Genomic DNA, 25,013 nt, shown 5'->3' with positions numbered 1-25,013 from the left:
CTCCGACCTCTCCGCGCGCCACGAGCGTGCGCAACAGCGGTATCCTCCGGGTAGCCCGATGCCTCCTCGCATCGCCACGGAATCCGCATGAACGACACGACCCCGCTCAACCCCCACGATCCCACTGACGCAGGCGAGCCGACCGCCGAGCCGGGCACCCCGGGGGCGGACAGCGGTGCCTACGCGCTCGGCGCCCTGTCGGCGAGCGAGGAGACGGCGTTCCGCGAGCGGTTGGCCGAGTCGGAAGAACTCCGAGCAGAGGTCGCCGGATTCGAAGACACCGCCGTGGAACTCGCGGCGACGGCCGAGCCGGTCGCGCCGCCCCCACGGTTGAAGGCCGACATCATGGCGATGCTCGACTCCGTGCCGCAGCTCCCCGCCGACGCCCCCGCGACTGGAGATGAAGTCTCGGGTGAGCGAGAAGGCGCCGCGTCCGCCGTCGCTGCGCCTCCCGTCGTCCCTGTCGTGACGTCGCCCCTCCCGCCCGGCACCCATGTGGTGAGCCGTCGCCGGCGGTCCCTCCGACGTCGCATCGTCACGGGCATGGCCGCCGCAGCGGCGGGAATCGCGGTGTTCACCGGCGGCATCCTGGTCGGCGGGGTGATCGGCACGGTGGGCGACGATCGCAGCGCCGAGTTCGCAGCCCTCAGCGCGGCGGACGACGTGCAGCGCATCTCGATCGAGCTCCCTGCAGGAGGGCGCGCGTCGCTGGTGGCGTCCACCGAACTGGCCGCCTCGGCCATCGTCCTCGACGACGCGGCGGCTCTCCCCGACGATGAGACGTATCAGGCCTGGTACGTGCGCGACGGTGCTGCGATCAGCGCCGGGCTGCTCGACTTCGATGGCGCGGGGGAGTACTACCGCATGCTCGACGGCGAGTACGGCGCCGACGATGTCGTCGCGATCACCCGCGAACCCGACGGCGGATCCCCGCAGCCCACCACCGATCCGCTCGTCTTCGCCTCCGCGGCGCCCGACGCCGCTGTGTGAGCCGGGCCCCGCGGCGCGGAAGGTCTCGGTTCGGTCTCCATCCCGTCGAGAGCGCAGCAGGCGGGCTAGCATCGCCAACGCGAGTTGCACCCTCGCCCGAGAACACTCGAGCCCGGCGACAACGAGGTCACCGGGCTCGGGCGTTCACGTGGGCTGACGGATCAACCGAACTTTCCGGAGACGTAGTCCTCGGTCGCCTGCACGGACGGGTTCGAGAACATCGTCGACGTCTCGTCGTACTCGATGAGCTTGCCGGGCTTGCCGGTGCCCGCGATGTTGAAGAACGCGGTCTTGTCCGAGACGCGGCTCGCCTGCTGCATGTTGTGGGTCACGATCACGATCGTGTACTCCTGCTTGAGCTCCTCGATGAGGTCCTCGATCGCGAGCGTCGAGATCGGGTCGAGAGCCGAGCAGGGCTCGTCCATGAGGACCACGTCGGGCTGCACGGCGATCGCGCGGGCGATGCACAGACGCTGCTGCTGACCACCCGAGAGGCCCGAGCCGGGGAGGTTCAGGCGGTCCTTGACCTCGTTCCAGAGGTTCGCGCCGCGCAGCGACTTCTCGACAAGGTCGTCGGCCTCGGACTTCGCCATGCGGCGGTTGTTGAGCTTTACGCCGGCGAGCACGTTGTCGCGGATGCTCATCGTCGGGAAGGGGTTCGGCCGCTGGAAGACCATGCCCACCTGGCGGCGCACGAGCACCGGGTCGACGCCGGGGCCGTACAGGTTGTTGCCGTCGATCAGGACCTCGCCGTCGACGTGGGCCCCCGGGATGACCTCGTGCATGCGATTGAGGGTGCGCAGGAAGGTCGACTTGCCGCAGCCGGACGGACCGATGAATGCGGTGACGGTGCGGGGCTCGATCGTGAGGGAGACGCCCTCGACGGCCTTGAACTTGCCGTAGTAGACGTCGAGGTCGTTGACGACGATTCGCTTTGACACGTGGGTTCCTTCTCGGTGGGCGCCGGTCAGCGGCCGGTCTTGGGGGCGAAGAAGCGGGCGATGAGGCGCGCGATGAGGTTGAGCGCCATGACGATGAGGATCAGGGTGAGGGCACCGGTCCAGGCGCGCTGGATGTCGGCGGCGCCGTCGGTGCCCTGGTTCGCGTACGAGTCGTAGACGAACACCGGCAGGCTCTGCATGCGGTCGCCGAAGAGGTCGTAGTTCATGCTGGTCGCGAATCCGGCGACGAGCAGCAGCGGCGCGGTCTCACCGATGACACGGGCGATGGCGAGCATGACACCCGTCGTGATGCCGGCGATCGAGGTGGGCAGGACCACCTTCGTGATGGTGAGCCACTTGGGCACACCGAGCGCATACGAGGCCTCGCGGAGTTCGTTCGGCACGATGCGCAGCAGCTCCTCGCAGGAGCGGACGACGACGGGGATCATCAGCACCGACAGGGCGACGGAGCCGGCGAAGCCCATGCGCACGCCGGGGCCGAAGAAGATCGCGAACAGCGAGTAGGCGAACAGGCCGGCGACGATCGAGGGGATGCCGGTCATGACGTCGACGAGGAAGGTGATTCCGCGGGCCAGGGCGCCACGGCCGTACTCGACGAGGTAGATGGCGGTCATGAGTCCGATCGGCACCGAGATGAGGGCGGCGACCGCGGTGATCTCGAGCGTTCCGACGATCGCGTGCAGGGCGCCGCCACCGGCGCCGACGATGTTGCGCTGCGACTGGGTGAAGAAGGCCACGTCGAAGCGGGCCAGGCCGTTCGAGACGACCGTGAAGATCAGCGAGAACAGCGGCAGCAGCGCGATCACGAACGCGCCGACGACGAGCGCGGTGACGAAACGGTCGACCGCCTGACGGCGCCCCTCGACGATCGTCGCGAAGACCGTGATGGCGATCACGTAGAGGATGGCGCCGACGATCACCGTGCCGGCGATGTTGAAGTCGGCGGTGCCGCCGGCGAGGAGGACGAGCAGGAAGATCGCCGCGGAGACGACCATCGAGGCTCCGAGCAGCACCCAGGGGGTCGGCTTGGGGAGCCGACCGTGGGTGAGGGCATTGCCGCCGGCGGGGGCGGAGATCGCTTCGGTCATCAGTTGGCTCCCGAGAAGTCCTTGCGACGGTTGACGATGTAGCGCGCGAGCGCGTTCACGAGGAACGTGATCACGAAGAGTACGAGGCCGGTCGCGATGAGTGTGTTCACGCCGAGCCCGTACGACTCGGGGAAGCTCAGCGCGATGTTCGCGGCGATGGTGTTCGGGTTGGTCGACTGCAGCACGGCGAAGGTGACGACCGCGGCGGGGGAGAGCACCATGGCGACGGCCATCGTCTCCCCGAGGGCGCGGCCGAGGCCGAGCATCATCGCGGACACGATGCCGGAGCGACCGAAGGGCAGCACCGCCATCCGGATCATCTCCCAGCGGGTCGAGCCGAGCGCGAGCGCGGCCTCCTCGTGCAGGCGAGGCGCCTGCAGGAAGATCTCGCGGCAGATGGCGGTCATGATCGGCAGGATCATGACGGCGAGCACCAGCGATGCGGTGAGGATGGTGCGGCCGGTCGCCGACGCGGGCGAGGCGAACAGCGGGAACCAGCCGAGGTACTCGGCGAGCCAGGCGTACACCGGCTGCACGAGGCGGGCGAGCACGAGGCCTCCCCACAGGCCGTAGACGACCGAGGGGACCGCGGCGAGGAGGTCGACGATGTAGCCGAGGCCCTGCGCCAGGCGGCGGGGCGCGTAGTGCGAGATGAACAGCGCGATGCCGATGGAGATGGGCGTGGCGATCAGCAGTGCCAGGAACGCCGCCCAGAGGGTTCCGAAGACCAGCGGGCCAACGTACTCCCAGAAGTTCTTGCCGCCGAGGATGGTGACGTCCTCGGGGTTCGCGGTGAGCGCGGGGATGCCCTGTGCGATGAGGAAGATCGTGACCGCGGCGAGGATGACGAGGATCAGCGACCCCGCGAAGAGGGCGCCGCCGCTGAAGGCACGATCGCCGGGTCGCTGCTTCGCCTTGATGGGGGTGGGCTGTGCTGACGCGGTGGTCATTTCGGGGGGAAGTCCTCTCTCGCGGAACGAGACTCAGCGGGGGCTCGGATCCGGCGAGGGATCCGCTCTCCTGCTCAGTCTGGCCGCTCGCGCGAGTGCGCGAGCGGCCAGTCCGATTTGTTCAGTTGTTATTACTTGATGAGCTCGATGGCAGCCTCGACCTCACCGCGGAGCGTGTCCGAGATGGGGGCGGAGCCGGCCTCAGCAGCGGCCTCGTCCTGGCCCTCGGTGCTCGCGAGGTAGGAGAAGTAGCCCTTGACGAGCGAGCCGACCTCGGCGTCCTGGTACTCGGCGCAGCCGATCAGGTAGCTGATGAGGACGAGCGGGTAGACGCCGGCCTCGGTCGAGGTGCGGTCGATCTCGATGGCGATGTCGCCGTCCTCGCGACCCTCGGCCTCGGGCGAGGCGTCGACGATGGCCGCAGCGGCCTCGGGCGAGTACTCGACGAACTCGTCGCCGACCTGGAGCGCAACGGTGCCGAGGTCACCGGCGCGCGAGGCGTCGGCGTAGCCGATGGTTCCGTTTCCGCCGGTGACGGCGTCGACCAGGCCGGTGGTGCCCTGGGCGGCCTCGCCGGAGTCGATCGGCCAGACGCCGTCGGGCTCAGCGGTCCACACGTCGGGAGCGACGGCGTTGAGGTACTCGGTGAAGTTCTCGGTGGTGCCCGAGTCGTCCGAACGGTGGACGGGGGTGATCGCCAGGTCGGGCAGGGTGACGCCCTCGTTGAGCGCGGCGATCGCCGGGTCGTTCCAGTTGGTGATGGTGCCGAGGAAGATGCCCGCGATGGTGGCCGCGTCCATGTTCAGCGAGTCGACGCCCTCGAGGTTGAAGATGACCGCGATCGGCGAGACGTAGAGCGGCAGCTCGATGATGCCGGTGTCGGGGGCGCAGGCGGCCCAGCCGCCGGCGGCGAGCTCCTCATCGTTGAACGCGCGGTCGGAGCCGGCGAAGTTCACGCCGCCCTCGAGGAAGGCCTCGCGGCCCGCACCCGAACCGCTGGGGTCGTAGGTGACGGTGACGTCGGGGTTCTCGGTCTGGAACGCGGCGATCCAGGCTTCCTGGGCGCTGCCCTGGCTGGAGGCGCCGGCGCCGACGAGGGTGCCGGAGAGGCCTTCGGTGGCGCCGTCGGTCTCGGCGGGGGTGCCGCCTTCGTTCGCAGCACAGGAGGACAGCGCGAGTGCGCCGACGACCGCCAGGCCGACGAGGCCCGCGTAACGCTTCGAGATCAAGGGGTTTCCCTTCGTAGTGAATGCAGGAGTGACGCAGTCCGGTCGTCCGCGTGGTGCGCGCTGGACCGTAGCGCCTGGAGCACGCTAAGTCCCGATGGTGACGAGCGTGACGCCGAGGGGTGAACGGGAGGTGAACGAGCGCGTTTTCAGCGGCCCCGTGACCGGATCGATATCAGTGGGTAAGACTGCGTTAACGGAACGCGGTCGCCGAGGGCGGAAGACCGACCGGTCAGTCGACGGGCTGGTGCGACTCGAGCGCGAGGATGCCGCGTGCGGGGTCGGCCGACGAGAGGTGCACGAGCGTGAACTCGGCGGTGGTGAGGATCGCGGCGCGGGTCAGTCGACCGTCGCGTTCGCCGCCGACGATGTCGGCGATTCCGTCGATCAGCGGTGGCAGCACCGGTGAGTGGGTGCAGAGGACGACGGTGCTGCGGCGGTCGATGCGGCGCTGCAGGTGCTCGCGCAGGCGAGGGGCGGCGGTCGGGTCGCTCTCCCACAGGTCTTGGCTCAGCGAGCGCTTCGGCTTCACAGTGAGCCCGGTGTTCTTCGCGAGCGGGGCGACGGTGTCCATGCAGCGGGTCGCCGGGCTGCTGAGGATCGCGGTGGGCGCCCACGCCGGCAGGGTCCTGCCGACGTCCTGGGCCTGCCGCTTGCCGCGCGGCGCGAGTGGCCGGGCGGCATCGGTGCCGTCGGGGGAGTCGCTCTCGGCCTTCGCGTGACGCAGGGCGATGAGCGCGAACGTCCTGTGCTCTCCGCGATCGACGAGTTCGGCGAAGCGGTCGACCAGGTCGACGTCGCGGGAGTAGGTCAGCTTCTTGCGGGCCTTGGCGATCGGCACCCAGTCGACGGAGTCGACCTCGTCGTTCGGCCGGAACCGTCCGCGCAGCAGCTGCTCGCGGGTGACCTCGGCCGCCCAGTAGTAGACGATCTTGTCCCGGCCGCCGGGCAACGAGTACTCGGTGGTGCCGAGGGGGAGTCCGAGCGCAACGCTGAAGCCGGTCTCCTCCTTGACCTCGCGCACCGCGGTGACGGGGAAGCTCTCACCGGGGTCGACCTTGCCCTTCGGCAGGCTCACGTCACCGCGCCGACTGCGGCCGATGAGCAGCACCTCGACGCCGTTCCTTCCCTCGCGCCAGCACACGGCTCCGGCGGCGAGGACGGGAGTGGTGACGCTGGTGCTCAACGGCCTCTCCGGCGCACGGCCGTGTCGCGGATGGTCTTCGCCTGCAGGTCGACGAGTGCGGTGCCCTTGTCGGACACCGAATGACGGATCCACTCGCCTTCTCCGGTGAGGTGCCACGACTGGGTGGTGTCGGCCATGGCGGTGTCGAACAGCTTGCCGATCTCGCGCAGATGGGTGCGGTCGGTGAGGCGGACGAGCACCTCGACGCGGCGGTCGAGGTTGCGGTGCATCATGTCGGCGCTGCCGATGTAGACCTGCGGGTCGTCCTCGTTCGCGAACCAGAAGATGCGCGAGTGCTCGAGGAAACGGCCGAGCACGGAGCGCACCGTGATGTTCTCGCTGAGTCCGGGGACGCCGGGCATGATGCCGCAGATGCCGCGCACCCACACCTCGACGGGGACCCCGGCGTTGCTGGCGCGGTAGAGCGCGTCGATCACGGCCTCGTCCACGATCGAGTTGACCTTGATGCGGATGCCCGACGGCTTGCCCGCCAGCGCGTTCCGGGTCTCGGCGTCGATGCGACGCAGCAGGCCCTTGCGGAGGTAGCGGGGGGCGACCAGCAGACGGTCGAACTTCTTCTCGATCGCGTATCCCGACAACTCGTTGAAGAGCCGGGTGACCTCCTTGCCGACCTGGGCGTCGGCGGTCAGCAGACCGAAGTCCTCGTAGATACGGCTGGTCTTGGGGTTGTAGTTGCCGGTGCCGATGTGCGTGTAGTGGCGCAGCGACCCGTCCTTCTCCTGACGCACCACGAGCGCGAGCTTGCAGTGGGTCTTGAGGCCGACGAGGCCGTAGACGACGTGCACGCCCGCCTTCTCGAGCTTGCGCGCCCAGGAGATGTTCGCCTCCTCGTCGAAGCGCGCCTTCACCTCGACGAGAGCGAGCACGGCCTTGCCGGCCTGCGCGGCGTCGATGAGCGCCTCGATGATGGGGCTGTCGCCGGAGGTGCGGTAGAGGGTCTGCTTGATGGCGAGCACCTGCGGGTCGGCCGCCGCCTGCTCGAGGAACGCCTGGACGCTCGTCGCGAACGACTCGTACGGGTGGTGCAGCAGCACGTCGCCCCGGTTGATCGACGCGAAGATGTCGGGGGTCTGGTTCGGCTCGCTCGGCAGCAGCCGAGCCGACGTGGTCGGCAGGTGCGTCGGGTACTTGAGCGCGGGGCGGTCGATCTTGCCGAGCTCGAACAGTCCGGCGAGGTCGAGCGGCGCGGGCAGCCGGTAGACCTCCTGCTCGGTGATGCCGAGCTCGCGCACGAGCAGGTCGAGGGTCACCGGGTCCATGTCGTCCGTGATCTCGAGACGGATCGGCGGGCCGAAACGGCGACGCAGCAGCTCCTTCTCGAGCGCCTGGATGAGGTTCTCGGACTCGTCCTCGTCGATATTGACGTCTTCGTTGCGGGTGAGGCGGAACTCGTGGTGCTCGAGGATCTCCATGCCCGGGAAGAGGTGCTCGAGGTGGTTCGAGATGAGGTCCTCGAGCGGGATGAACCGCAGACGTCCGCTGCCGTCGTCGGGGAGCTGCACGAAGCGCGAAAGCAGCGGCGGCACCTTCACGCGGGCGAACTCGACCTTCTCGGTCTTCGGGTTGCGCACGCGCACCGACAGGTTCAGCGACAGGCCGGAGATATAGGGGAACGGGTGCGCGGGGTCGACCGCGAGGGGCATCAGCACCGGGAAGATGCGGCTGACGAAGAGCTCGCGGACTCGGGCGCGGTCCTCTTCGTTGAGGTCGCTCCACACCTCGATGTGGATGTCGGCCTCGTCGAGCGCCGGCTTGATCAGGTTCTGGAAGGCGGCGGCGTGGCGGGCCTGCAGCTCGTGCGCCTTCGCGCTGATGTCGGCGAGCACGTCGATCGGGGCTCGGCCGACGTTCGTCGGCACGGCGATCCCGGTCGCGATGCGGCGCTGGAGGCCGGCGACGCGCACCATGAAGAACTCGTCGAGGTTGCTCGCGAAGATGGCGAGGAAGTTGGTGCGCTCGAGCAGCGGCACCTTCGGGTCTTCGGCGAGCTCGAGCACCCGCTGGTTGAAGGCGAGCCAGCTGAGCTCGCGGTCGAGGTAGCGATCGGGGGGCAGAGTCCCGTCGTCGACGACCGAAGGCTCGTCGAATTCGTCGATCACGTCGGCCGCCAGAGCGGCATCACCCAGCAGCGTCTCGCTGTCCATTCGACAATGATGTCATTGCGTCGGTGAACAAAGAGTTACAGGATTTGTGGCGTCCGCCGCGCACGTCCTGTGGAAGACCGGACCCGCGCGGGGATCAGGTCGCTGCGGCCGGAACGCGAGGCTCGGGGTCGTCCTCGTAGACGTTGAAGCGGTACCCCACGTTGCGCACCGTGCCGATGAGCGATTCGAGGTCGCCGAGCTTCGCCCGCAGGCGCCGCACGTGCACGTCGACGGTGCGGGTACCGCCGAAGTAGTCGTAGCCCCACACCTCGCTGAGGAGCTGCTCGCGGGTGAAGACGCGCGAGGGGTGCGTTGCGAAGAAGCGCAGCAGCTCGAACTCCTTGAAGGTGAGATCGAGGGGACGACCGTGCACCTTCGCCGAGTAGCTGGCCTCGTCGATGACGACGCCGGAGGCCTGGATCTTCGACGCCGACTGCTCCTGCGCCGACCGGCCGATGACGAGCCGGATGCGGGCATCGACCTCGGCGGGACCCGCCGATTCGAGGATCACATCTCCCGCGCCCCAGTCGGCGGAGACCGCGGTGAGACCGCCCTCGGTGAGGATCAGCACGAGCGGCACGGTGACGCCGGTCGTCTGCAGGATCTTGCAGAGGGCCTTCGCGCTCTGCAGATCCTGACGCGCGTCGATCATGATCAGATCCGACGGAGGCGCGCTGATCAGCTGGGCCGGTTCGGCGGGGATCTGGCGCGTGCGGTGGCTGAGCAGGCCGAGAGCGGGGAGCACCTCTGAGTCGACGGCAGGGGTCAAGATCAGAAGCTGCGCCACAGACCCTCCCGACCGATGCTTGCCGCAATGATAGTCCGAAGCGCTCGGGCACCTGAAAACGCGGGTTCCGGGCTCGATTGGGGCATCCCGCCGCCGGATGCGAGAATCGGGGGCATGCGACCGCGGCATGCAGGCATCCTCCTCGTCTGGATCGCCGCCGCCGTCGGAGGAGTCGTCTCCCTCCTCGTCCTGAGCGGCGACGAGCGCTACCGGGGCCTCTCCATCACGCTCGCGGCATGCGCGCTGCTGACGTTCGCGATCCAGCTCGCCTTCCCGCAGAAGGACGGCTTCGTCACGCGCCTGATGGCCTCGCTGGTCGGCGCCTTCGGGGTGCTGCTCGTCGCGGCACTCGTGGTGCTCGCCCTGCCCTGACGGGCCGCCCGTCGTGCCTGGCCGTGGCCGCGGTGGTCGGCACTAGACTCGTCCCATGCTTCTCGCGCTGGAACTGTTCTATCTCGGACTCCTCGCGCTCGCGTCCGTCGCGATCGGCTGGGTGTCGCTCGTGGTCGTCTACAACCTGTTCCGAGGCCAGCGCTGACCTGACGGTCCGCTGACGTCGCCTCCGCCTTTTCGCGACGGCGCGAACGACGTTTCTCGTCTCCTACAAGGAGGAACCCTTGCTCGATCTGCCCGTCGGTCTGCCCTCGGAACTCGTTCCGCTCTCGTGGCTCGTCGGCGTGTGGGAGGGCGAGGGACTCGTCGAGTACCAGGTCGGTGACGAGACGGTCCGCCAGCCGTTCCGGCAGCGGGTGAGCTTCAGTCACGACAACCAGCCGTATCTCAACTACTCGTCGCAGAGCTGGATCCCGGCCTCGCCGCAGTCCGCCGATGACGTGTCGGCCGACGGCGAGGCGGTGGGGGACGACGCGCCCGCCGCGGGGGCGTCGACAGAGGAGCTTCCGCAGCCGCTCGCCGCCGAGACCGGCTACTGGCGCCTCGCCCGCAAGTTCATCGAGGGCGATCCGGGCCCCGGGATGCTGCCGCCCACCGCGGTGCGCCCGTTCAACACCACCGAGTCGGTCGAGGCGCTGCGGAGCTCGTCGGGAGGATTCGAGGTGCAGGTCGCGCTCGTGCACCCGACCGGGGTGAGCGAGCTCTACCTCGGTCAGGTGAAGAACGGCCGGATCGATCTGTCGACCGACGCCGTCGTGCGCACCGAGGGGGCCAAGGACTACTCGGCCGCGACGCGCATCTACGGTCTCGTCGAGGGCGACCTGCTGTGGGCGTGGGACATCGCCGCCCTCGGCCAGAGCCTGCGCACCCACTCCTCCGGGCGGCTCACGCGTGTCGACTGACCCGTTCCTCGCCCTCCCCGGCGCCGTCGACGGCGCCGGGCTTGACGCCGGCGTCCCCGCGCACTACGGCAACCCGATCGCGGAACAGCGGCGCCTCGTCGACGACGGTGCGCTCGCGCACCTCGCGCGCGGAGTCGTCACCGTCACCGGACCGGATCGGTTGAGCTGGCTCGACTCGCTGACCTCGCAACGCTTGATCGGACTCCCGGTCGGCGCCTCCGCCGAGTCGCTGCTGCTCGACCCCAACGGACACATCGAGCACGACCTGCGCGTGGTCGACGACGGCGAGACGTCCTGGATCATCACGGAGCGCAGCAGCAGCGGGACGCTCGCCGCGTTCCTCGACCGCATGCGCTTCATGCTGCGCGTCGAGGTCGCCGACGTGAGCGACGACTGGGCGGTCCTCGGCACACTCGACCGCGCGGTCCTCGAGAGCATCGACACCGCCGTAGTCTGGGATGACCCGTGGACCTCGGTCGCGGTCGGCGGCGTCTCCTACGCGACCGTAGCCGAGCATCCCGGAACCGAGTGGACCTGGCACGAGGCGATCGTCTCCACGACCGTCCTGCCGTCGGTCGTCGACAGGGTGCGCTCAGGCGAGATCGCCATCGCGGGCAGTGCCGCGGTCGACGCCCTCCGCATCGCGGCCTGGCGTCCCCGGCTCGGCGCCGAGACCGACGAGCGCAGCATCCCGCACGAGCTCGACTGGCTCCGCAGCGCCGTGCACCTCGCCAAGGGCTGCTACCGCGGCCAGGAGACGGTGGCGAAGGTGCACAACCTCGGACATCCGCCGCGGCGGGTCGTGCTGCTCGACCTCGACGGGTCCGACGCCGTCCTCCCCGCTCCCGGATCGCCGGTCTTCGCCGAGCGCCGCGGCGAGCGCGTCGAGGTGGGACAGGTGACCTCGTCGGCGGTGCACTACGAGCGCGGCCCCATCGCCCTCGCGGTCGTCAAGCGCTCGGTGCCGAGCGACGCCGATGTGCTCGTCGTCGCCGAGGACATCGAGATCGCCGCCGGGCAGGAGATCATCGTGGCGGCAGACGCCGGCCGCGCCGTCGAGGTCCCCCGTCTCCCGCGAGTCGGTTCGCCTTCGCGGGGCTGACCCCGGTGCCTGCCGGAGCCCGATTCGTCGGGCACGTGAGCGCGCGGCTGCGCGAGTCCGCCGAACGGTCCGCCGCGTCGCTTCCCGCGGTCCTGCAGATCGCCGCTGCCGCGACGGCGGCCTACGCCTTCTCGTTCTCCGTCCTCGGGCACGCGGCACCGATCTTCGCGGCGGCGGTCGCCATCAACTCGCTCGGTTTCAGTCGTGACGCACGGCCGGTGCGGGTCGCCGAGTCGGCGCTCGCCATCACCCTCGGCATCGTGCTCGCCGACCTGCTGCTGCTCGGCATCGGCCGCGGCTGGTGGCAGCTGTTCGTGGTGCTCGTCGTCACCTTCGCCGTCGCGCGCCTGCTGTCGGCGAGTCCCGGCTTCGCCGCGGCGGCCGGGGTCCAGTCGTCGCTCGTCACCCTCTTCCCGGCGACCGGGGGAGAGGAGTTGGGACGAGCGATCGACGGTGTCGTCGGTGGCGTCGTGGCGCTGCTGTTCACGGCTCTGGTCCCGCGCGACCCCCTGCGCGAGGTACTCCGTGAAGCGCACCGGGTGTTCGCCGAGTGCACCGACGCGGTGGTCGACATCGCGGCGGCACTGCGCACCGGCGACGAACCGACCGCGGGTCGGGCGCTCGAGCGGCTGCGCACCACCCAGCCGCTGCTCGATGCCTGGGCCGGGTCGCTCGAGACCGCGATCGCCGTCTCCCGCGTCTCGCCCTTCCTCTGGCGACGCCGCCGTGCGCTCGCCGAGCAGCGTCGCATCCACAGGGGCATGGACCTCGCCTCGCGCAACCTGCGGGTCATCGCACGCCGCGTCGACTTCCTGGTCCGCGACGGTGTCCGCCGCCCGGAGCTCGGAGCGCTGATGGCGGAGATCTCGAGCGCGATCGCCTTGCTCGCCGCGACGATCGACGATCCGTCGAGTGCGCAGGCGGTGCGCGATCGCCTGGTCGTGCTGGCTCCGCGGCTCGATCCCGCGCAACTCGCCGAGGGAGCGAGCGTCGCGGACGGGACGATCGTCATCCTGCTGCGAACCCTCACCGTCGATCTGCTCGGCGCCGCGGGCATGGACGAGGACGACGCTCGTGAGCTGCTGCCCGGTCTGTCGCCACCGGCGGGCTGATCCTCAGCGCGGGGCCACGCTTGCCCAGTCGAGGGTGAGCTCGCCGAGACGCCACCGTCGGCGCCCGTCGCGTACCGGCCAGCCTGCGTCGGCCAGCCGCTCGACCGTGTTGAGCCAGCGCTGCACCTCGCCGAACTGACCGTAGGGCGCGGCGTGCGCCCAGAAGCGGTCGAGGTCGACGAGCAGGTCGTGCACGCGCTCGCCGTCGACGTTGCGGTGGATCAGCGCCTTCGGCAGCCGCTCCTCGACGATGCCCGGCCGCTCCAACTCCTTCAGCCGGAGCGACACCGTGAAGGTCTGGGGGCCGGCGGAGCCGACCGCCACCCAGCTCGCCACGCGTCCGACCTCGTTGCTCGTGCCGTCGACGAGCACACCGCCCGAGGCGAGACGGGAGCGCATGAGCGCCCACGCCGCGTCGACTTCGCCCTCGTCGTACTGGCGCAGCACGTTCATCGCCCGGATGACGTCCGCCCGGCGGCCCGTGGGGAGCGGAACCTCGAATCCGCCCCGCACGAACTCGAGTCCCGGCCGGGCGTAGGAGGCTCCCGCCGCGACGCGCTCCGGGTCGATCTCGATGCCGACCACCCGGGTCTCCGGCCGGATGCGGCGCAGACGATCGAACAGCTCCGACGCGGTCCACGGCGCGGCGCCGTAGCCGAGATCGACGACGAGGGGGCGCTGCGGGGCGAGGAACGACGGGCTCGCGGCGATCCACCGGTCGACCCGCCGCAGACGGTTGGTGCCCGTCGTCCCGCGGGTGATCCGGCCTTCTGGCATGGCCAATAAGCTAATGCCATGGCTGCTCCATACACGCTCGTCCTCGTCCGTCACGGCCACAGCGAGTGGAACGAGAAGGGACTGTTCACCGGCTGGGTCGATGCGGGCCTCACCGACAAGGGCCGCGCCGAAGCGACCCGCGCGGGTCAGCTCCTGCGCGAGTCGGGCATCGAACCCGACATCCTGTACACCTCGCTGCTGACGCGCGCGATCGACACCGCGAACCTCGCCCTCGGTGAGGCCGACCGCCTCTGGATCGAGACCAAGCGCACCTGGCGGCTCAACGAGCGCCACTACGGCGACCTGCAGGGCAAGGACAAGGCGGCCACCCTCGAGGAGTACGGCCCCGAGCAGTTCATGACCTGGCGCCGGTCGTTCGACGTGCCGCCGCCCCCGATCGGCGACGACAACCCGTACTCGCAGGCGAACGACCCGCGCTACGCCGACCTCGGCCCCGACCTGCCGAAGACCGAGGCGCTCCTCAATGTGATCGAGCGGATGCTCCCGTACTGGGAGATCGAGATCAAGCCGCAGCTGCGCGCCGGCCGCACCGTCATCGTCGTCGCGCACGGCAACTCGCTGCGCGCGCTGGTGAAGCACCTCGACGGCATCTCGGACGAGGCGATCGCCGAGCTGAATCTGCCGACCGGCATCCCGCTCGTCTACCGTCTCGACGAGACGCTCACGCCCCTCGTCGCGGGCGGCGAGTACCTCGACCCCGAGGCCGCCGCCGCCGGTGCCGCAGCCGTCGCCAGCCAGGGCAAGAAGTAGTCCTCACCGACTCCCGTCGGATGAGAAGGGCCCCGCTACCGTCGGTAGCGGGGCCCTTCCTCTGTCTGTAGCGCGTCAGGCGGTCGCGACGTGGGCGCTGCTGCCCGCATCGGTCCAGTCGCCGGTGGCGAGGTACTGGACCTTCTTCGCGATCGAGACCGCGTGGTCGGCGAAACGCTCGTGGTAGCGGCTGGCGAGGGTCGCGTCGACGGTGTCGACCGCGGCGCCCTTCCAGGTCTCGCCGAGCACCTTGTCGAAGACGCTGAGGTGCAGCTCGTCGATCTCGTCGTCCTGGTTGCGGATGTCCTCGGCGACGGCGACGTCCTCGGTGCGCAGCAGCGTGACGAGCTTGCTGGCGATCTCGACGTCGAGGCGGCCCATCTCGACGAAGGTCGAGCGCAGGCCCTTCGCGATCACCTTGTCCGGGTAGCGGTAGCGCGCCAGCTGGGCGATGTGCGAGCTCATGTCGCCCATGCGTTCGAGCGACGCGCTGATGCGCAGTGCGCTGACGACGATGCGCAGATCGCGGGCGACCGGCTGCTGACGGGCGAGGATGTTGATGGCGAGCTCGTCGAGGCTGACGGCCTGCTCGTCGATGCGGTGGTCATCGGCGATGACCGACTCGGCGAGGGCTACGTCGGACTCGTTGAACGCGCGGGTCGCGTGCTCGATCGAGATCGCGACGAGCTCGGCGATCGTCACCAGACGCTCCCGGACCTCGGCGAGCTCCTGCTGGAACACTTCGCGCATATGCGTACGACTCCTTATGAACTTCCACCCGGAACGGGACGCTCAGCGCGACCCGGCCAGCCAGTCTTGCCACACCAGGTGAACATCGGGTGCCCTGTGGGTTAACTTCGCCCGAAAGCGGGCCATCCAAGCGTCGATGGTGCGGTCGGCGCGATGGCGGTCATTAGTGTATTTCACATGGAATCGGCATGGCTGGTGCTCCTGGCCATGCTGTTGGGCCTGGCTGTCGGCGTCGCCTTCTCGACCGCGGTGGTGCTCGCGCTGCGCAGCGGGGACCGGGCGATGGCGCTCGTAAACCAGGAGGTGCCCGACGGCATCGAGGAGACGCTCCTCGTGCTCCCGTCCGCCGGCATGGTCATCGACCCGTCGAACACGGTCGTCACCCACTCGCCGAGTGCCGTGGCGCTCGGCCTCGTCCGCGATCGTCAGCTGGTGCATCCGTCCCTCGTGACCCTCGTCGACGACGCCCGCCGGTCGGAGGACTCGCTCGAGCAGGAGCTCGCGCTGTCACGTGGACCGTTCGGCGACGAGAGCCTCCTGGTGACGGCCAGGGCCGCCCGCCTCGGCGTGCGCTACGTGCTGCTCCTCGTCGACGACGACACCGAGGCCCACCGCCTCGAGGACGTGCGCCGCGACTTCATGGCGAACATCAGCCACGAGCTGAAGACCCCGATCGGCGCCATCGGCCTGCTCTCCGAGGCCCTCGTGTCGGCCGCCGACGACCGCGAGCAGGTCGAGCGGTTCGCGAGCCGGATGATGACCGAGGCGGTCCGGCTCAGCAACATCACCGCCGAGATCATCGAGCTCTCCCGTCTGCAGGCGGGCAACGCCATCGCCTCCCCCGAGATCGTCGACCTCGACCACGTCATCGCGAGCGCCATCGAGCAGAGCGCCGTCGTCGCCGACGCGCGCCGCATCGAGGTCGCCAAGGGCGGCACGAAGAAGGTCAAGGTCCTGGGCGACCAGGCCCTGCTGACCGTCGCCGTGCACAACCTCATCTCGAACGCGATCCAGTACTCGCCCGACGGCTCCCGGGTGGGGGTCGGGGTCCGTCTCGCCGACGAGCTGGCCGAGATCGCGGTCACCGACCAGGGCGTCGGCATCGACGAAGCCGACCTGGGTCGCGTCTTCGAGCGCTTCTACCGCGTCGACCCCGCCCGTTCGCGCAACACCGGCGGCACCGGGCTGGGCCTCAGCATCGTCAAACACGTCGTGCAGAACCACGGGGGAGAGGTGAAGGTGTGGTCGCGCCGCGGACGCGGATCGACGTTCACCATCCGCATCCCCGAAGCGTCCGAGTCGCGATCGGCGGCTCTCGGATTGGAGAGAGAATGACCCACATCCTGCTGGTCGAGGATGAGCCCGCCCTCAGCGAGCCCCTCGCCTTCCTGCTTCAGCGCGAGGGCTACGAGGTCACCGTGGCCGACGACGGCCGCAAGGCGCTCGCCGAGTTCGACGCGAACGGCGCCGACCTCGTGCTCCTCGACCTCATGCTGCCCGGCCTGTCCGGCACCGAGGTCTGCCGCGAGCTGCGCACCCGCTCGTCGGTGCCGATCATCATGCTCACCGCCAAGGACTCCGAGGTCGACATCGTCGTGGGCCTCGAACTCGGCGCCGACGACTACGTCACCAAGCCGTATTCGACGCGCGAGCTGATCGCCCGGGTCCGCGCCGTGCTGCGGCGCAAGCAGGAACCCGTCGACGAAGAGCCGCTGCTGCGCGTCGGCCCAGTCACGATGGACGTCGAGCGCCACATCGTGCTCGTCGGGGGTCGCGAGACGCCGATGCCGCTCAAGGAGTTCGACCTGCTCGAGATGCTGCTGCGCAACGCGGGACGCGTCCTGACGCGCGGTCAGCTGATCGACCGCGTGTGGGGATCCGACTACTTCGGCGACACCAAGACGCTCGACGTCCACATCAAGCGCATCCGCGCGAAGATCGAGGAGTCGCCGTCGGAGCCGACGCTGCTCGTGACGGTGCGCGGCCTCGGCTATCGCATCGAGGACGTCGAACCCAGCTAGTCGCGACCGGCGTCGGGCGCGGACATCACTCGGCGGTGTCGACCTCGGGGCCGGTCTCCGGCTCGGTCAGCGGCGCCTCGGGTTCGGTGCCCGGCGTGGTCGTCGGGATCGGCGTCGGCTCGACGATGACCGTCGGGGTGGGGGTCGGCGTGGGCGACGGGCTCGGAAGGAGGCCGTCGTACTCGGCGAGCGACCCGTCGAGCACGGGCACGCGGAGCTCGGTGCCCTCGCTCGTGCCGGACTGCAGGAAGACGGAGAAGAGCGAGCCGGCTGGGGCGTCGATGTCCTCGAGCACGATCTGCTCGTCGTTCTCGGTCGCGCTGGTGGTGATGATCGACTGACCGGGCACCTCGACGTCGAAGCTGACCCGGCCCGCGATCGCGTCGGCGGCCTCGCTCACGTACTCGACCTCGAGCGACTTCGCGTCGGTGCCGGTGTTGACGACCGACATCACGAGGGTCGCCCGTGAGCCGTCCTCGGTGACGAGCAGCACGTTGCGCACGTCGACGTCGCCGAGGTTCGCGCCCACGCCGTCGCTCGGGTCGTACTTCTTGAGCGTGGCCTGCGGGCTGAAGAAGTTGCACCCCGAGAGGCCGGCGGCCAGCGAGGCCGCCAGCAGGATGGAGGCGGCGGCGCGGATCTTCACGACGGGTCCTTTCGATGCACGAGAAATCAAAGCGCGGGCGGCTTTCGTGCGGGCGCAGTCGCCGCGCGCTCGGCCGGTCCGGGGTCGAGCCCGACCCTATTCTACGGATGCTCCCGATACCTGTCTCGGCGTGCGCGCGCGGGGGCGGCGCCCCCGGCCGGAGAGCCGAAAGCCCCGCTGTGCTAAGCTTGTGGCCGGTCGAAAGGACTCATCACCCATGCTTTTCGAGGTCGGCGAGACTGTCGTTTACCCCCATCACGGGGCAGCAACCATCACTGAAGTGAAGAAGCGGATGGTTCGAGGTGAAGAGAAGGTCTATCTCAAGCTCAACGTCACCCAGGGTGATCTGACCATCGAAGTCCCGGCCGACAACGTCGACCTCGTCGGCGTCCGCGACGTCATCGGCAAGGAGGGCCTCGACCGTGTGTTCGAGGTCCTGCGAGCCCCGTTCGTCGAGGAGCCGACCAACTGGTCGCGCCGGTACAAGGCGAACCTCGAGAAGCTCGCCTCGGGTGACGTCATCAAGGTCTCCGAGGTCGTCCGCGACCTCTGGCGTCGTGACCAGGACCGTGGCCTCTCCGCCGGTGAGAAGCGCATGCTCGCGAAGGCACGCCAGATCCTCATCTCCGAACTCGCGCTGGCCGAGAAGACCGACGAGGAGCAGGCGTCGACCGTCCTCGACGAGGTTCTCGCCTCCTGATCTGACCGAGGCCCCGCCATCGCTCGTCGGTGCGCGGATACGGCCGGACAGGACAGGTCGATCGAGGGGATTGCGCCATGACGCTGGCTCTCGGTTCTCCCGACGCGGTCGTGATCGTCGCAGCGGGTGAAGGCACCCGCCTCGGTTACGGCCTTCCCAAGGCGTTCGTTCCCGTCGCGGGGTCGACGATGCTGCAGCGCGCGTTCGACACCGTCGCGGCGGCGGAGCGCGCGTTCGAGGCCGTGCTCGTCGTACCCGGAGACCTGGTCGAGCGTGTCGGCGTGATGATCGGGGCCGTCCCCGCGGTCCGAGTGGTCGCAGGCGGGGCGTCGCGCCATGAGTCCGTGCGCCGTGGACTCGGGGTCTTGTCTCCGAACACCCGTCGCGTGCTCGTGCACGACGCAGCCCGTGCGCTCACCCCCGCCTCGCTGATCGACGCGGTCGTCGACGCGGTCGAGCTCACCGGTAACGGCGTGGTGCCGGCGCTGCCCGTCGTCGACACCGTCAAGCGGGTCGACGAGGAACGCGTCCTCGAGACCGTCGACCGGTCGAGCCTCGCCGCTGTGCAGACGCCCCAGGGCTTCCCCTTCGCCGAGCTTCGTGCCGCCTACGACAGCGTCGAGTCCGAGCACACCGACGACACCGCGGTCTTCGCGGCCGCGGGTCACACCGTGATCACCGTCCCGGGCAGCCCGGCGGCGTTCAAGATCACCACCGCCGACGATCTCGTCCGCGCCGAGCGGATGCTCGCCGGCGAGGCGTCGCTGCGCACCGGGATCGGCGTCGACGTCCACGCCTTCGGCGACACGCGCGAGTTGCGTCTCGCGGGGCTGGTGTGGCCCGACTATCCCGCACTCGACGGGCACAGCGACGGGGACGCGGTCGCGCACGCCATCTGCGACGCGCTGCTCTCGGCGGCGAAGCTCGGCGACATCGGCGGCCGGTTCGGCACCTCCGATCCGCGCTACTCCGGCGCTGCGGGGGAGGTGTTCCTCTCCGCCACGCTGTCGCTGCTGCGCGAGAACGGGATCGAGCCGGTCAACGTGGCCGTCCAGATCATCGGCGCGCGTCCGCGGTTCTCCGCCCGCCGCCTCGACGCCGAGCAGCTGCTCGCGGAGATCCTCGGCGTCCCCGTCAGCCTCGCCGCGACGACCAGCGACGGACTGGGCTTCACGGGTCGCGACGAAGGCGTCGCCGTGCTCGCAACCGCGCTCGTCAGGGCCGTCGGCGCCCGCGCTCAGTAGGCTGTCGCAGTGGGAATCCGTCTGTACGACTCGCTCAGCGCGCAGCTGACCGACTTCGAGCCCCTCGTCGACGGCGAGGTCGGCATCTACGTCTGCGGCCCGACGGTGCAGTCGAGCCCGCACATCGGGCACCTCCGGTCGGCGCTCGTCTACGACCTGTGGCGCCGCTGGTTCTCCCACCGCGGCTACCGCGTCACCCTGGTGCGCAACGTCACCGACATCGACGACAAGATCCTCGACAATGCCGCGCGGGCCGCCGACGCGGGAACGCCGGAAGAGTGGTGGGCGCTCGCCTACCGGTTCGAGCTCGAGTTCACCGCGTCGTACAACACCCTCGGCATCCAGCCTCCGACCTACGAGCCCCGCGCCACCGCGAGCGTCGCGCAGATGCAGGAGATCATCGCCCGACTGATCGATCGCGGTCACGCATACCCGGCGCCCGACGGCTCCGGCGACGTGTACTTCGACACCGGGAGCTGGCCCGCGTACGGTCTGCTCACCCGGCAGAAGACCGACGACATGGTCGCGGCGAGCGACGCGGACCCTCGCGGCAAGCGCGATCCCCGCGACTTCGCGCTCTGGAAGGGGCGGAAGGACGGCGAGCCCGTCTCGGCATCATGGGACTCCCCGTGGGGTGCTGGACGCCCCGGATGGCACATCGAATGCTCCGCGATGTCGGCGCGCTATCTGGGGCCCGCGTTCGACATCCACGGCGGCGGCCTCGACCTGCGCTTCCCTCACCACGAGAACGAGCTGGCGCAGACCACCGCGGCCGGCGACCCGTTCGCGAGCTACTGGGTGCACAACGGACTCGTCAACGTCGAGGGCCAGAAGATGTCCAAGTCGCTCGGCAACTCCATCTTCGCCGCCGACCTGCTCGGCGCCGCCCGCCCCATCGTGGTGCGCTACTACCTCGCCTCCGCCCACTACCGTTCGGTGCTCGACTACCACGACGGCGCGCTGCTCGAAGCGGAGGCCGCGCTCGAGCGCATCGAGACGTTCCTCCTGCGGGTGCAACGCCGTCTCGCCGACACCCGCTTCGCGGGCGCCGGTGCTCCGGTCGTGCCCGAGGCGTTCGCCGCCGCGATGGACGACGACCTCTCCGTGCCCGAGGCCCTCGCCGTGCTGCACGAGACGGTGCGAGCGGGCAACGCCGCGCTCGACGCCGAAGACCTGCCCGCGGCAGCCGCTCACCGCGCCGCGGTGCACGCGATGACGGCGGTGCTCGGCATCGACCCCACCTCCGCCGAGTGGCGCGGCGCCGACCACTCGTCGGTGCACGTCGTGCTGACCGCTCTCGTCGAGCGGCTCATCGACGACCGGCAGCAGGCGAGGGCGACGAAGGACTTCGCGCGCGCAGACGGGATCCGTTCGGATCTCGCCGCCGCGGGCATCACCCTCGAGGATTCGGCGGGTGCGACACATTGGAGTATCGATGGCCGGTAAGCCACGTCCGGGAGCAGTCCGGAAGACGAAGAAGGGGCCGAGCGTCGGCACGGGCGGCAACGGCCGCCGTGCGCTCGAGGGCAAGGGCCCGACCCCGAAGGCGGAGGACCGCGAGTACCACCCCGCCGGCAAGCGCAAGATCGCCCGCGAGCGTCTCGCGGCGAAGACCGGGGGAGCGAAGGCCGGCAGCGGCCAGCCCACCCGGGCGCCGCGTCGCCCTCGCAGCGACGACGCCGAGTACGTCACCGGGCGCAACTCGGTGCTCGAGGCGCTGCGTGCGCGCATCCCCGCCACCGCGCTGTACGTCGCGACCCGCATCGACGTCGACGAGCGCGTCCGCGAGGTGCTCGCCATCGCGAACAACCGCGGCATCCCGCTGCTCGAGGTCACCCGCCCCGAGGTCGACCGGCTCGCCGGCGAAGGCGGGGTGCACCAGGGCCTTGCTTTGAAGGTGCCGGCCTACGAGTACTCGCACCCGCTCGAGATCCTCGACCAGGTCGAGCGGGCGGGCACGACGCCGCTGTTCGTGGCGCTCGACGGCATCACCGACCCCCGCAACCTCGGAGCGATCATCCGCTCCGTCGGCGCCTTCGGCGGTCAGGCGGTCATCGTGCCGCAGCGCCGTTCGGTCGGCCTCACTGCGTCGGCGTGGAAGACGTCGGCGGGCGCCGCGGCGCGCGTCCCGGTCGCGATGGCGGCGAACCTGACGCAGACGCTCAAGGCGCTCAAGGAGCGCGGTTTGTTCGTCGTCGGTCTCGACGGTGACGGCGACGTCTCGCTCCCGGGCCTCGACCTGGCGGGCCGCCCGCTGGTGGTCGTCGTCGGCAGCGAGGGCAAGGGCCTGTCGCGCCTCGTGACCGAGACCTGCGACGCGGTCGTCTCGATCCCGATCAGCGCCGTCACGGAGTCGCTGAACGCGGGCATCGCCGCGAGCGTCGCCCTGTACGAGATCTCGAAGCTCCGCGCCGCCAAGTAGGTGACTCGCCCACTTCACCCCGTGTTCGGCCGTCCGGACGGGGTGAAGTGGGCGACTCAGCACGGCTGTGCCGCCGAGGTGCCCAGTTCTGCGGGTGTTCCGACGTCAGAACCCGCAGATCTGGGCACCTCGCCGAAGCGGTGACTCGCCCACTTCACCCCGTGTTCGGCCGTCCGGACGGGGTGAACTGGGCGACTCAGCACGGCAGCGCCGTCGAGGTGCCGAGTTCTGCGGGTGTTCCGGCGCGACGACCCGCAGAACTGGGCACCTCGCCGCAGCGGGAGTCGTCAGACGCGGGAGCGCCAGTCGTCGTCCTCGTCATCCGTCAGCACCGGAAGGGTGATCGCCGAGGTCGGCGGGTTGATGACGGTCGCCTCGTCGCGGCGGTGCCGCAGCACGTTGTCGATGTACGAACCGAGGGCCTCGGCGAGGGGGATGTCGCGCCCCTCCTCCTGAGCCATGAACCAGCGGTGCTCGAGCAGCTGGTGGAACACCTCGGCTGGCTCGAGACGACGCTTCAGGTCGCGCGGGATTGCCCGGACGACCGGCTCGAAGACCTGCGCGACCCACTCGTGCGCCATGCCCTCCTCGTCGAGCGAATCCTTCGGGAACGTCGCGACATAGGAGTCGAGGTCGTTGAGGAGTCGACGCGCCTGGTTCTCCTGCGCGTCGATGCCGGTCAGGCGCAGCAGACGCCGCTGGTGGTGCCCTGCGTCGACGACCTTCGGCTGGATGCGCACGTTCGTGCCGCCCTCGTCCGCCTTGATCGCGAGCTCCTCGATGTCGAAGCCGAGGTCGTTGAGCCGGTTGACCCGCTCGTTGATGCGCCAGCGCTCCTGATTCGAGATGGTCTCCCAGCCGGTCAGCTCCTTCCAGAGCGTGCGGTACTGGGCGACAATGCGCTCGCTGACCTCGACCGGGTCGAGATCCTCTTCGACGCGGCCACCGGCGGCGAGGTCCATCAGTTCGCCGGCGATGTTGACCCGCGCGACCTCGAGGTCGTTCTCGCGCTGACCGTTCGAGAGCCCGCCGGAGTAGAGCTTGCCCGTCTCGGCGTCGACGAGGTACGCGGCGAAAGCGCCGGCGTCGCGACGGAACAGGGTGTTCGAGAGCGACACGTCGCCCCAGAAGAAGCCGATGATGTGCAGGCGCACGAGCAGCAGGGCGAGAGCGTCGACGAGACGGGTCGCGGTGTCGGGTCGCAGCGCCTGGGAGAAGAGCGCGCGGTAGGGGAGTGAGAACTTCAGGTGCCGCGTGACGAGCACCGGGGCGAGGGCCTCGCCGTTCTCATCGGTGCGGCCCGAGATGACGGCCACCGGGTCGACGCAGGGCACCTCGAGGCGCTGCAGCATGCGCAGCATGTCGTACTCGCGGCGAGCCAGCTCGTCGGTGGTCTCCTTGACCGCGATGACGTAGCCCGAGAGGTGCACGAAGCGGACGAGGTGGCGCGAGATGCCCTTCGGCAGCGCCGCGATCGTGTCGTCGGGCCAGACCTCGAGCGGAAGGTCCCAGGGCAGGTCGAGCAGAGCGGGGTCGACGACCGCCGCGGAGATGTTGAGCGAGCCCGACATGGTCATCGGAGGCAACCCCTTCGCTGGAAATGGGAAAGGGGCCCGCCGCGCACACGCGGCGGGCCCCTTCCAGGCTAGATCAGTGAACGATGGCCTTGTTGCCGAGGCGGTCGCCCGACTCGACGTCGAACACGTGCAGGTGACCCGGCTGGGGGGTCAGGTACACGGTGTCGCCCGCGTTCGGGTGCGTGCGGCCGTCGACGCGTGCGACGACATCGGTGCGGCGACCCTCGACCTCGGAGTGACCGTACAGGTAGCCGTCGGCGCCGAGCTCTTCGACGAGGTCGACGGTGACCTGGAGGCCCTCGCCCTGCGTCGTCGAGACGACGAGGTCCTCGGGGCGGACGCCCACGGTGACCTGCGCGCCGCTGGTGCCGGCGAGCGTGTCGCGCTCGACGTTCACAAGCTGCGAACCGAACTTGACGCCGCCGTCTGCGAGGTCGGCCGGGAACAGGTTCATCGCGGGGCTTCCGATGAAGCCGGCGACGAACACGTTGTTCGGACGCTCGTAGAGGTCGCGCGGGGTACCGACCTGCTGCAGGATGCCGTCCTTGAGGACCGCGATGCGGTCGCCCATGGTGAGGGCCTCGGTCTGGTCGTGCGTGACGTAGACGGTGGTGACACCGAGACGACGCTGCAGCGACGCGATCTGGGTACGGGTCTGCACGCGGAGCTTGGCGTCGAGGTTCGACAGCGGCTCGTCCATGAGGAACACCTGCGGCTGACGGACGATCGCGCGACCCATGGCGACACGCTGACGCTGACCACCCGAGAGGGCCTTCGGCTTGCGGTTCAGGTAGGGCTCGAGGTCGAGCAGCTTGGCGGCCTCGAGGACCCGGGTGGCGCGCTCCTCCTTGCCGACGCCCGCGATCTTGAGCGCGAAGCCCATGTTCTCGGCGACCGTCATGTGCGGGTAGAGCGCGTAGTTCTGGAACACCATCGCGATGTCGCGGTCCTTCGGCGGGATGTCGGTGACATCGCGGTCGCCGATGAGGATGCGGCCGGAGTTGACCTCTTCGAGGCCGGCGAGCATGCGCAGCGAGGTGGACTTACCGCAGCCGGAGGGGCCGACGAGGACCAGGAACTCGCCGTCGGCGACTTCGAGGTTCAGAGCGTCGACCGCGGGGCGGGTCGATCCCGGGTAGAGACGGGTGGCCTGGTCGAAAGTGACTGATGCCATGGTTCTTTCTCCTTCACCGGCAGGTACGTGCCGGACGATCCGTAGTGAATGAAAGCGCGGGCCATCAT

At 69.7% G+C, this 25,013-nt stretch carries 24 protein-coding genes; 12 read left to right on the top strand and 12 right to left on the bottom strand.

What is annotated here, in order from left to right:
• Nucleotides 1-87 precede the first annotated feature (87 nt).
• The gene (locus tag NGH83_RS12745; protein ID WP_251856630.1) at nt 88-990 is read left to right on the top strand and encodes an anti-sigma factor domain-containing protein; all 903 of its coding nucleotides are present in this window, start codon (nt 88-90) and stop codon (nt 988-990) included.
• A gap of 161 nt (nt 991-1,151) precedes the next feature.
• Here NGH83_RS12745 and pstB read toward each other — a convergent pair whose 3' ends face one another.
• From pstB to NGH83_RS12710, 7 genes are all read right to left on the bottom strand, one after another.
• Nucleotides 1,152-1,931: a phosphate ABC transporter ATP-binding protein PstB gene (gene pstB, locus NGH83_RS12740; RefSeq protein ID WP_251856629.1), complete on the bottom strand. Its 780-nt coding sequence runs from the start codon at nt 1,929-1,931 to the stop codon at nt 1,152-1,154.
• 26 nt (nt 1,932-1,957) lie between these two features.
• Nucleotides 1,958-3,040 (bottom strand): phosphate ABC transporter permease PstA, encoded by a 1,083-nt coding sequence (pstA, locus tag NGH83_RS12735; RefSeq protein WP_251856628.1) that lies wholly within the window; start codon nt 3,038-3,040, stop codon nt 1,958-1,960.
• Nucleotides 3,040-3,990: a phosphate ABC transporter permease subunit PstC gene (gene pstC, locus NGH83_RS12730; protein WP_251856627.1), complete on the bottom strand. Its 951-nt coding sequence runs from the start codon at nt 3,988-3,990 to the stop codon at nt 3,040-3,042. Before pstC ends, pstA begins: the two co-directional genes overlap by 1 nt.
• A 131-nt stretch (nt 3,991-4,121) precedes the next feature.
• Nucleotides 4,122-5,219 (bottom strand): phosphate ABC transporter substrate-binding protein PstS, encoded by a 1,098-nt coding sequence (locus NGH83_RS12725; RefSeq protein ID WP_251856626.1) that lies wholly within the window; start codon nt 5,217-5,219, stop codon nt 4,122-4,124.
• Nucleotides 5,220-5,448: 229 nt separating this feature from the next.
• Nucleotides 5,449-6,402, bottom strand: coding sequence for an NUDIX domain-containing protein (locus NGH83_RS12720; protein ID WP_251856625.1), 954 nt, complete (start codon nt 6,400-6,402; stop codon nt 5,449-5,451).
• Complete coding sequence (locus NGH83_RS12715; RefSeq protein ID WP_251856624.1) at nt 6,399-8,567, bottom strand: RNA degradosome polyphosphate kinase; 2,169 nt, start codon at nt 8,565-8,567, stop codon at nt 6,399-6,401. Before NGH83_RS12715 ends, NGH83_RS12720 begins: the two co-directional genes overlap by 4 nt.
• Nucleotides 8,568-8,661: 94 nt before the next feature.
• On the bottom strand, nt 8,662-9,354 hold the full coding sequence (locus NGH83_RS12710) for a winged helix-turn-helix domain-containing protein (protein WP_251856623.1): 693 nt from the start codon (nt 9,352-9,354) through the stop codon (nt 8,662-8,664).
• A 114-nt stretch (nt 9,355-9,468) separates the two neighbouring features.
• Here NGH83_RS12710 and NGH83_RS12705 point away from each other — a divergent pair, with 114 nt between their 5' ends.
• From NGH83_RS12705 to NGH83_RS12690, 4 genes are all read left to right on the top strand, one after another.
• Complete coding sequence (locus tag NGH83_RS12705) at nt 9,469-9,726, top strand: hypothetical protein (RefSeq protein WP_251856622.1); 258 nt, start codon at nt 9,469-9,471, stop codon at nt 9,724-9,726.
• 245 nt (nt 9,727-9,971) lie between these two features.
• Nucleotides 9,972-10,649: an FABP family protein gene (locus tag NGH83_RS12700; RefSeq protein WP_251856621.1), complete on the top strand. Its 678-nt coding sequence runs from the start codon at nt 9,972-9,974 to the stop codon at nt 10,647-10,649.
• Nucleotides 10,639-11,751: a folate-binding protein YgfZ gene (locus tag NGH83_RS12695; protein WP_251856620.1), complete on the top strand. Its 1,113-nt coding sequence runs from the start codon at nt 10,639-10,641 to the stop codon at nt 11,749-11,751. Before NGH83_RS12700 ends, NGH83_RS12695 begins: the two co-directional genes overlap by 11 nt.
• Nucleotides 11,752-11,786: 35 nt before the next feature.
• Nucleotides 11,787-12,863: an aromatic acid exporter family protein gene (locus tag NGH83_RS12690; protein ID WP_251856619.1), complete on the top strand. Its 1,077-nt coding sequence runs from the start codon at nt 11,787-11,789 to the stop codon at nt 12,861-12,863.
• Nucleotides 12,864-12,866: 3 nt separating this feature from the next.
• Here NGH83_RS12690 and NGH83_RS12685 read toward each other — a convergent pair whose 3' ends face one another.
• Nucleotides 12,867-13,640, bottom strand: a complete 774-nt coding sequence (locus NGH83_RS12685; RefSeq protein WP_251856618.1) for a class I SAM-dependent methyltransferase — start codon at nt 13,638-13,640, stop codon at nt 12,867-12,869.
• 18 nt (nt 13,641-13,658) lie between these two features.
• Here NGH83_RS12685 and NGH83_RS12680 point away from each other — a divergent pair, with 18 nt between their 5' ends.
• Complete coding sequence (locus NGH83_RS12680) at nt 13,659-14,411, top strand: phosphoglyceromutase (protein WP_251856617.1); 753 nt, start codon at nt 13,659-13,661, stop codon at nt 14,409-14,411.
• Nucleotides 14,412-14,486: 75 nt separating this feature from the next.
• Here the strand turns inward: NGH83_RS12680 and phoU are convergent, their stop codons facing one another.
• A complete protein-coding gene (phoU, locus tag NGH83_RS12675) occupies nt 14,487-15,161 on the bottom strand; it encodes a phosphate signaling complex protein PhoU (protein ID WP_251856616.1) in 675 nt (224 codons plus the stop codon).
• Nucleotides 15,162-15,338: 177 nt separating this feature from the next.
• On the opposite strand from phoU, the gene NGH83_RS12670 reads away from it, so the two are divergent.
• Nucleotides 15,339-16,496, top strand: coding sequence for a cell wall metabolism sensor histidine kinase WalK (locus NGH83_RS12670; RefSeq protein WP_251856615.1), 1,158 nt, complete (start codon nt 15,339-15,341; stop codon nt 16,494-16,496).
• Entirely contained in the window at nt 16,493-17,182 is a 690-nt protein-coding gene (locus NGH83_RS12665; RefSeq protein WP_251856614.1) for a response regulator transcription factor, read from the top strand. The genes NGH83_RS12670 and NGH83_RS12665 overlap by 4 nt, the downstream gene beginning before the upstream one ends.
• A 25-nt stretch (nt 17,183-17,207) precedes the next feature.
• On the opposite strand, the gene NGH83_RS12660 is transcribed toward NGH83_RS12665, so the two are convergent.
• Nucleotides 17,208-17,828 (bottom strand): DNA modification methylase, encoded by a 621-nt coding sequence (locus NGH83_RS12660; RefSeq protein ID WP_251856613.1) that lies wholly within the window; start codon nt 17,826-17,828, stop codon nt 17,208-17,210.
• 217 nt (nt 17,829-18,045) lie between these two features.
• Here NGH83_RS12660 and NGH83_RS12655 point away from each other — a divergent pair, with 217 nt between their 5' ends.
• The 4 genes from NGH83_RS12655 (at nt 18,046) to rlmB (ending at nt 22,194) form a co-directional block, all read left to right on the top strand.
• Nucleotides 18,046-18,528 (top strand): CarD family transcriptional regulator, encoded by a 483-nt coding sequence (locus NGH83_RS12655; protein ID WP_251856612.1) that lies wholly within the window; start codon nt 18,046-18,048, stop codon nt 18,526-18,528.
• A 77-nt stretch (nt 18,529-18,605) separates the two neighbouring features.
• Nucleotides 18,606-19,772, top strand: coding sequence for a 2-C-methyl-D-erythritol 4-phosphate cytidylyltransferase (gene ispD, locus NGH83_RS12650; protein WP_251856611.1), 1,167 nt, complete (start codon nt 18,606-18,608; stop codon nt 19,770-19,772).
• A gap of 9 nt (nt 19,773-19,781) precedes the next feature.
• Nucleotides 19,782-21,218 carry a cysteine--tRNA ligase gene (cysS, locus tag NGH83_RS12645; protein ID WP_251856610.1) on the top strand — a complete coding sequence of 479 codons (1,437 nt, stop codon included), beginning with the start codon at nt 19,782-19,784 and terminating at the stop codon, nt 21,216-21,218.
• A complete protein-coding gene (gene rlmB / locus NGH83_RS12640; protein WP_251856609.1) occupies nt 21,208-22,194 on the top strand; it encodes a 23S rRNA (guanosine(2251)-2'-O)-methyltransferase RlmB in 987 nt (328 codons plus the stop codon). Before cysS ends, rlmB begins: the two co-directional genes overlap by 11 nt.
• A 287-nt stretch (nt 22,195-22,481) precedes the next feature.
• Here rlmB and NGH83_RS12635 read toward each other — a convergent pair whose 3' ends face one another.
• Nucleotides 22,482-23,765: a DUF4032 domain-containing protein gene (locus NGH83_RS12635; RefSeq protein WP_251858534.1), complete on the bottom strand. Its 1,284-nt coding sequence runs from the start codon at nt 23,763-23,765 to the stop codon at nt 22,482-22,484.
• Between the two features lie 79 nt (nt 23,766-23,844).
• Nucleotides 23,845-24,945 carry an ABC transporter ATP-binding protein gene (locus NGH83_RS12630; protein ID WP_251856608.1) on the bottom strand — a complete coding sequence of 367 codons (1,101 nt, stop codon included), beginning with the start codon at nt 24,943-24,945 and terminating at the stop codon, nt 23,845-23,847.
• Nucleotides 24,946-25,013: the final 68 nt, after the last annotated feature.

This window comes from Herbiconiux sp. L3-i23, from assembly GCF_023734115.1.
Taxonomy (GTDB): Bacteria; Actinomycetota; Actinomycetes; order Actinomycetales; family Microbacteriaceae; genus Naasia.
This window is presented reverse-complemented; position numbering and strand designations above follow the sequence as displayed.

Excerpts from the sequence above, each read along its gene's own strand:
- NGH83_RS12745 (WP_251856630.1), top strand. The coding sequence starts at position 88 with ATGAACGACACGACCCCGCTCAACCCCCACGATCCCACTGACGCAGGC.
- NGH83_RS12635 (WP_251858534.1), bottom strand. The coding sequence starts at position 23,765 with ATGTCGGGCTCGCTCAACATCTCCGCGGCGGTCGTCGACCCCGCTCTG.
- NGH83_RS12665 (WP_251856614.1), top strand. The coding sequence starts at position 16,493 with ATGACCCACATCCTGCTGGTCGAGGATGAGCCCGCCCTCAGCGAGCCC.
- NGH83_RS12680 (WP_251856617.1), top strand. The coding sequence starts at position 13,659 with ATGGCTGCTCCATACACGCTCGTCCTCGTCCGTCACGGCCACAGCGAG.
- NGH83_RS12655 (WP_251856612.1), top strand. The coding sequence starts at position 18,046 with ATGCTTTTCGAGGTCGGCGAGACTGTCGTTTACCCCCATCACGGGGCA.
- NGH83_RS12685 (WP_251856618.1), bottom strand. The coding sequence starts at position 13,640 with ATGCCAGAAGGCCGGATCACCCGCGGGACGACGGGCACCAACCGTCTG.
- NGH83_RS12670 (WP_251856615.1), top strand. The coding sequence starts at position 15,339 with ATGGAATCGGCATGGCTGGTGCTCCTGGCCATGCTGTTGGGCCTGGCT.
- pstA (WP_251856628.1), bottom strand. The coding sequence starts at position 3,040 with ATGACCGAAGCGATCTCCGCCCCCGCCGGCGGCAATGCCCTCACCCAC.
- rlmB (WP_251856609.1), top strand. The coding sequence starts at position 21,208 with ATGGCCGGTAAGCCACGTCCGGGAGCAGTCCGGAAGACGAAGAAGGGG.
- NGH83_RS12705 (WP_251856622.1), top strand. The coding sequence starts at position 9,469 with ATGCGACCGCGGCATGCAGGCATCCTCCTCGTCTGGATCGCCGCCGCC.
- phoU (WP_251856616.1), bottom strand. The coding sequence starts at position 15,161 with ATGCGCGAAGTGTTCCAGCAGGAGCTCGCCGAGGTCCGGGAGCGTCTG.
- NGH83_RS12630 (WP_251856608.1), bottom strand. The coding sequence starts at position 24,945 with ATGGCATCAGTCACTTTCGACCAGGCCACCCGTCTCTACCCGGGATCG.
- NGH83_RS12715 (WP_251856624.1), bottom strand. The coding sequence starts at position 8,567 with ATGGACAGCGAGACGCTGCTGGGTGATGCCGCTCTGGCGGCCGACGTG.
- pstC (WP_251856627.1), bottom strand. The coding sequence starts at position 3,990 with ATGACCACCGCGTCAGCACAGCCCACCCCCATCAAGGCGAAGCAGCGA.
- ispD (WP_251856611.1), top strand. The coding sequence starts at position 18,606 with ATGACGCTGGCTCTCGGTTCTCCCGACGCGGTCGTGATCGTCGCAGCG.